This window comes from uncultured Enterovirga sp. (assembly GCF_964242715.1).
GTDB lineage: Bacteria > Pseudomonadota > Alphaproteobacteria > Rhizobiales > Beijerinckiaceae > Enterovirga.
Window position 1 is genome coordinate 1 of record NZ_CAXTAZ010000099.1, and the last position, 6,189, is coordinate 6,189.

At 67.3% G+C, this 6,189-nt stretch carries 4 protein-coding genes, 2 tRNA genes and 2 pseudogenes; 3 read left to right on the forward strand and 5 right to left on the reverse strand.

Going from position 1 to position 6,189, the window contains the following annotated elements; genetic code table 11:
- Nucleotides 1–644 (forward strand): annotated as a pseudogene (locus ACFE87_RS24525) (urocanate hydratase); the annotation flags it as partial.
- Nucleotides 645–709: 65 nt separating this feature from the next.
- On the forward strand, nucleotides 710–1,240 hold the full coding sequence (gene msrB, locus ACFE87_RS24530) for a peptide-methionine (R)-S-oxide reductase MsrB (RefSeq protein ID WP_375462280.1): 531 nt from the start codon (nucleotides 710–712) through the stop codon (nucleotides 1,238–1,240).
- A 34-nt stretch (nucleotides 1,241–1,274) separates the two neighbouring features.
- Here the strand turns inward: msrB and ACFE87_RS24535 are convergent, their stop codons facing one another.
- Nucleotides 1,275–1,811 carry a hypothetical protein gene (locus tag ACFE87_RS24535; RefSeq protein WP_375462281.1) on the reverse strand — a complete coding sequence of 179 codons (537 nt, stop codon included), beginning with the start codon at nucleotides 1,809–1,811 and terminating at the stop codon, nucleotides 1,275–1,277.
- A gap of 275 nt (nucleotides 1,812–2,086) precedes the next feature.
- A tRNA-Asp gene (locus ACFE87_RS24540) sits at nucleotides 2,087–2,163 on the reverse strand.
- A gap of 365 nt (nucleotides 2,164–2,528) precedes the next feature.
- On the opposite strand from ACFE87_RS24540, the gene ACFE87_RS24545 reads away from it, so the two are divergent.
- Nucleotides 2,529–2,738 carry a hypothetical protein gene (locus tag ACFE87_RS24545; RefSeq protein ID WP_375462282.1) on the forward strand — a complete coding sequence of 70 codons (210 nt, stop codon included), beginning with the start codon at nucleotides 2,529–2,531 and terminating at the stop codon, nucleotides 2,736–2,738.
- A gap of 138 nt (nucleotides 2,739–2,876) precedes the next feature.
- On the opposite strand, the gene ACFE87_RS24550 is transcribed toward ACFE87_RS24545, so the two are convergent.
- From ACFE87_RS24550 to ACFE87_RS24560, 3 genes and pseudogenes are all read right to left on the reverse strand, one after another.
- Nucleotides 2,877–2,952 (reverse strand) — tRNA-Val (locus tag ACFE87_RS24550).
- A gap of 170 nt (nucleotides 2,953–3,122) precedes the next feature.
- Complete coding sequence (gene lon / locus ACFE87_RS24555) at nucleotides 3,123–5,552, reverse strand: endopeptidase La (RefSeq protein ID WP_375462283.1); 2,430 nt, start codon at nucleotides 5,550–5,552, stop codon at nucleotides 3,123–3,125.
- A gap of 337 nt (nucleotides 5,553–5,889) precedes the next feature.
- Nucleotides 5,890–6,189, reverse strand: a pseudogene (locus tag ACFE87_RS24560) (ATP-dependent Clp protease ATP-binding subunit ClpX); the annotation flags it as partial.

Here is a 6,189-nt window from a genome sequence, read left to right on the forward strand (position 1 = left end):
CCGGGCTTCGTGCCGGCCTATATCCGGCCGCTCTTCTGCCGGGGCGTCGGGCCGTTCCGCTGGGCGGCGCTCTCCGGCGATCCCGAGGACATCGCGAAGACCGATGCCCGGGTGAAGGCGCTGATGCCGGACGACGCGCATCTCCACACCTGGCTCTCGACATGGCGGCGAAGCGCATCCGCTTCCAGGGCCTGCCGGCGCGGATCTGCTGGGTCGGGCTCGGCGACCGGCACCGGATCGGCCTCGCCTTCAACGAGATGGTGGCGAGGGGCGAGATCGGGCCGGTCGTGATCGGGCGCGACCACCTCGATTCGGGCTCCGTCGCCTCGCCAAACCGGGAGACCGAGGCGATGCGGGACGGGTCGGACGCGGTCTCGGACTGGCCGCTCCTCAACGCGCTCCTGAATTGCGCGTCCGGCGCGACCTGGGTCTCGATCCACCATGGCGGCGGGGTCGGGGTCGGCTATTCGCAGCATGCCGGCATGGTGATCTGCTGCGACGGCACGCCCGAGGCGGCGCGCCGGATCGCGCGCGTGCTGTGGAACGACCCCGCGACGGGCGTGATGCGCCACGCCGATGCCGGCTACGAGGACGCGCTCGCCTGCGCCCGCCAGCATGGGCTCGACCTGCCCGGGATCGACTGAGGGCTGGCCGATCGCCACAAATGCCGCCGGTCGAACCGGCCGGCGGTGTCGCGCGTTGCACCGCCATGAGCATTCTCGACCTGTTCCGACGCGATCCCGCCCCCGAGGCTGCCGAGGCACCCCGGCCCACGACCTCGCAGGCGGGCTTCGACCTCACCCCGCCCTCCCCGGAGGAGCGCCGTCGGCTCGAAGCCGACCTCTCGGAAGAGGAAAAGCGCGTCCTGCTCCAGCACGGCACGGAAGCGCCATTCTGCGGCGGTTTGCTGAACAACGAGCAGGAGGGGGTCTATTGCTGCCGCGAATGCGGCTTGCCGCTCTTTCGCGCCGAGACGAAATTCGAGAGCGGGACCGGCTGGCCCAGCTTCTTCGCCCCGATCGACGAGGCGCATGTTCTCTCGATAACGGATCGCAGCTACGGCATGACCAGGGTCGAGACGCGTTGCGCGCGCTGCGACAGCCACCAGGGACACGTTTTCCCCGACGGACCGGCGCCGACGCGGCTACGCTATTGCATCAACTCGGTCTCACTGGCTTTCACGCCGGACGGAGAGGCGCTGCCGGATCCGCTCGGGCGAGGCGACCGCCTCATGGCGTGAAGTTCGGCCGGCGTGTTGCCGGCCAAGCCCCCGCCTACTCGGTCGCGACGAGGGCGGCTGCCTTGTTCGGCGCCGCCTTGGCGACGGGTTCCACCGCCGGCCCGGTCGTGTCCGCCATCTTCTCGATCCGGGTCTTCTCCGCCCGCGAGACGAGGGAAGACCGGTCGAGCGACGTGAAGGCCGCTGGCGTCACTGCGCCACGCGCGCCGTTGAAGACCAGGACCTGGCCCTTCAGCACGACGATGTCGCCGCGCCGCAACGTCGGGTCTTCGAGGAACCAGTTCGGACGGGCAACCGGATCGATGGGCTTCGAAATCACCGGCTTGCGCTCGACGGCCCGCTCCATCGTCGGCTTCGAGGCGGACGAGCCCGGTGCCCTGCGCCGCGGATTCACCCGAACGTCGATCGGGGCCTGCGGCGGGAGGTATTGCGGCGGCGGCGGCTGCCGAAAGCCGTCTCCGCCGAACAGGAAGTCGAACAACCCTGCCTGGGCGGGCATGGCCGCGAACAGCGCCCCGATGAAGGCGACGCCGGCGAGGGACGCGGAGCGCATCGTGGACGGGGTGGACAAGGGAAACTCCGGGCGGTGATCAGGATCGAACTTGGCCATAACGCGGCGTGGAGCAGCCAAGTTCCTCCTCGTCCAGACGACATTTTAGGGCCGAGGTCACCTGCCACGTCGCAGCAATGTTAATGCGAGCTGCCAGTATCCCCACGAAGTCGCCGTCCAGCCAGTCAAGGCGGGCTGTGCGAAGTCCTATCCCGAGGTCGAGCGCTCAAGCTTCGGCCGAACAGTCACGGCCACGGGTTCAGGAGAATACGATGCAGGGCAGCGCCACGAGGCACTGGCGCGGGCGACGGGACTCGAACCCGCGACCTCCGGCGTGACAGGCCGGCACTCTAACCAACTGAGCTACGCCCGCATCCTCCCGCCGCATGCGGCGGGAGCGCGGGGTTTAGGTTTCGGGGCCCAGCCTGTCAACATCGGCCGCGCCTCGGGATGCAGGCTCGCTGAGGATTTCGGACCGCCGAACCGGGCCGTCGAACCGCTCTCCCACGTCACTGCGCGTTCCGACCAAAATCCAGCTGGCGCCGATCTTTGCTTGCGGGCCGACATCGACGAGCGGCACCCCTGGCCGTCGGCGCAACGGGGCAGAGTTGCGGTGGAGCTCCGCACGACGAGCCGCCGAACGGCGAGTGCGGCACGCAGTGCGACAGATCGGGCGCACCTACGGGACTCGACTCGTTTGGGGGCTTGTTCCTATTATGTTCCATTTCGAGGACAGCCATGGCCGACGCTCCGCCAGACGACCAAGGGGCATTCCCGACCGAGGCCGAGGTCGATGCCGTCCTGTACGAGTTCAAGGGCGATGCCCGGGAGGCGATACGGGCGCTGCTGCACGACGTGGGCGTGCTGGCCGGCGACTTCGAAGCGAGCGTCTCACACGGCTTCGTTCGTGGGGCGTTGCCGCGGATCGTTCTCACCAGAAGAGCGTGATGCCTGCGCGACGGGCCGTCCGCCGTCTGGTGCGGAATGACGACGGCCGTCTCCCTGCGTCGCAAGGCCGCCGCGGGTCGGTCGCCGGCTCGGCCGCGGCGCGGTGACCCCGCCTTCGCTCGCCTCCGCCATTGCTGCTGGTGGGCGGTGACGGGTTCGAACCGCCGACCCTCTCGGTGTAAACGAGATGCTCTACCGGCTGAGCTAACCGCCCGTGCGCGGCCGATAGCACGGACAGGGGCGGGAGGCCACGAGCCACGGCGTTTGCCTCGGCCGGTGCCCTTGCGCGAGCCTTACGCCAAACCCGACGTGAAAAAGGCTCCCGAGCCTTCGCTCGGGAGCCTCTTGGACGAACCCGGCGGCTTCAGCCGCCGAGGGTCCATGTCAGTGGGCGACGACGCCTGCGGCGTCATCCTCACCCGCGGCGGGCTTGATCGGCGACACCGCCGGCTCTTCCCACTCGATCCGCTCCGGCATGCGGATGAGAGCGTGGGTGAGGACCTGCTCCATGCGCGAGACCGGCACGATCTCCATCCCGTTCTTCACGGAGTCCGGGATGTCGGCCAGATCCTTGGCGTTCTCCTCGGGGATCAGCACCTTCTTGATGCCGCCCCGCAGCGCCGCCAGGAGCTTCTCCTTCAACCCGCCGATCGGAAGCACCCTGCCCCGCAGCGTGACCTCGCCGGTCATGGCGAGATCGCGCCGGACCGGGATGCCGGTGAAGACCGAGACGATCGAAGTCGCCATGGCGATGCCGGCCGACGGTCCGTCCTTCGGGGTCGCTCCCTCCGGCACGTGGACGTGGATGTCGCGCCGCTCGAACCGGGGCGGCTCGATGCCGAAATCGAGCGCCCGCGAGCGAACATAGGAGGCCGCCGCCGAGATCGATTCCTTCATCACGTCCTTAAGGTTGCCCGTGACCGTCATCTTGCCCTTGCCGGGCATCATGACGCTCTCGATCGTGAGCAGCTCGCCCCCGACCTCGGTCCAGGCGAGGCCCGTGACGACGCCGACCTGATCCTCGTCCTCCACCTCGCCGTACCGGAATTTCGGCACCCCGAGATAGCCGGCGAGGTTCGCGATCGTGACCTCGACGCTCTTCACCTTGGAGATGATGATCTCCTTCACGGCCTTGCGGATCAGGTTCGACAGCTCGCGCTCGAGATTCCGGACACCGGCCTCCCGGGTGTAGCGCCGGACCAGCTCCAGCATCGCCTCGTCGTCGATCGACCATTCCTTGTCCGAAAGTCCGTGCTTCTTCAGCGCGTTCGGGACGAGGTGCCTGCGGGCGATCTCCGCCTTTTCCTCCTCCGTGTAGCCGGCGATGCGGATCACCTCCATGCGGTCGAGCAAAGCCGGGGGGATGTTCAGCGTGTTCGCCGTCGTCACGAACATCACATCCGACAGGTCGTAATCGACCTCGAGGTAATGGTCGTTGAAGGTGTGGTTCTGCTCGGGGTCGAGCACCTCGAGGAGCGCCGCCGACGGGTCGCCGCGAAAATCCATGCCCATCTTGTCGATCTCGTCGAGCAGGATGAGCGGGTTCGAGGTCTTTGCCTTGCGCATCGACTGGATGATCTTGCCGGGCAGAGAACCGATGTAAGTCCGCCTGTGACCACGGATCTCGGCCTCGTCACGCACGCCGCCGAGCGACATGCGAACGAACTCGCGGCCTGTCGACTTCGCGATCGACTTGCCGAGCGAAGTCTTGCCGACGCCCGGAGGGCCGACGAGGCAGAGGATCGGCCCGGCGAGCTTGTTGGTGCGCTGCTGCACGGCGAGATATTCGACGATCCGCTCCTTGACCTTTTCGAGACCGAAATGGTCGTGATCGAGCATCACCTGGGCGCCCAGTAGATCCTTCTTGATCTTCGAGCGCTTGCTCCACGGGATGCCGAGCAGCCAGTCGAGATAGTTGCGGACCACCGTCGCCTCGGCCGACATCGGCGACATCTGGCGGAGCTTCTTCAGCTCGCCGCGCGCCTTCTCGCGGGCCTCCTTGGTGAGCTTCGTCTTCTCGATCCGCTCCTCCAGCTCGGCCAGCTCGTCCTTGCCGTCCTCGCCGTCGCCCAGCTCCTTCTGGATCGCCTTCATCTGCTCGTTCAGGTAGTATTCGCGCTGGGTCTTCTCCATCTGCCGCTTGACGCGGGTCCGGATGCGCTTCTCCACCTGGAGCACGGAAATCTCGCTCTCCATGAGACCCAGCACCTTCTCCAGGCGCTGCGCGACGGTCGAGGTCGCGAGGACCTCCTGCTTGTCGGAGATCTTGACAGCGAGATGCGAGGCGATCTGGTCGGCGAGCTTCGAGGGGTCCTCGATCTGCGTCACGGCCGCGACGACCTCGGGCGACACCTTCTTGTTCAGCTTCACGTAGTTCTCGAACTCGGACACGACCGAGCGGGCGAGCGCCTCGGCCTCGACCTGATCGCTCGCGCCATCCGCCAGCGCCTCGGCCTCGGCCTCGTAGAAATCCTCGGTGCGGGTGTAGCGATTCACCTTGGCCCGGCTCGCGCCCTCGACCAGCACCTTCACGGTGCCGTCCGGCAGCTTCAGCAGCTGCAGCACGGAGGCGAGCGTTCCGACATTGTAGATCGTGTCCGTCGCCGGATCGTCGTCGGTCGCATTCTGCTGCGTGGCGAGGAGGATGTGGCGGTCACCCTTCACGACCTCTTCGAGCGCACGGATCGACTTTTCGCGGCCGACGAAGAGCGGCACGATCATATGCGGGAAGACGACGATGTCTCGGAGCGGGAGCACCGCGTAGGTGCCGACCGTACCAGGCTGAACCGGCTGGCGTGTCTTCTGGTCTGACATCAAAGGAGATCCTTGTGACGACGCCCCCGACGCCTCTCGCATGAGCAGGCTCGTGGACGGAACGCCGAGACGCTCACGCCGACCCTCGGTCGGTTGCGCCCGGCACGCAGCTTACGCACCTCGAACATGAGCGTACGCGTGACACGCAGAGAGTAAGGTGGCGAAGAGCGGAGCCGCTTTCAAGCAACCATACGCCGCAGCTTCGCCGGGCCGATCGCCCCTACGCGGCTCACGCGACCCACACCAGCCCGCGCTCCGGCGATGCGCCGAAGCAACCTCTCGGGAGCGGCGGCTCCGAGCATGCCGGACCGGATTGCGGTCCGAGCCCCGACCCGCGCTACGCGCTCTCCTTGGCGGGCTCCTGCCCGCGATCGCCATGGATGAAGAGCGGCCGCGTCTTGCCCTCGACCACCTCGGGGCCGATCACGACCTGCTCGACCGAGTCGAGCCCCGGCAGATCGTACATCGTGTCCAGAAGGATTCCTTCGAGGATCGACCTGAGCCCGCGGGCGCCGGTCTTCCGCTCGATCGCCTTGCGGGCCACGACCGAGAGCGCCTCGTCCTGGAAGGTCAGATGGACGTCCTCCATCTCGAAGAGGCGCTGATACTGCTTCACGAGCGCGTTCTTCGGCTCCTG

Bases quoted from the DNA above. Each gene is read 5' to 3' on its own strand.
- msrB (WP_375462280.1), top strand. From the start codon at position 710: ATGAGCATTCTCGACCTGTTCCGACGCGATCCCGCCCCCGAGGCTGCC.
- ACFE87_RS24545 (WP_375462282.1), top strand. From the start codon at position 2,529: ATGGCCGACGCTCCGCCAGACGACCAAGGGGCATTCCCGACCGAGGCC.
- lon (WP_375462283.1), bottom strand. From the start codon at position 5,552: ATGTCAGACCAGAAGACACGCCAGCCGGTTCAGCCTGGTACGGTCGGC.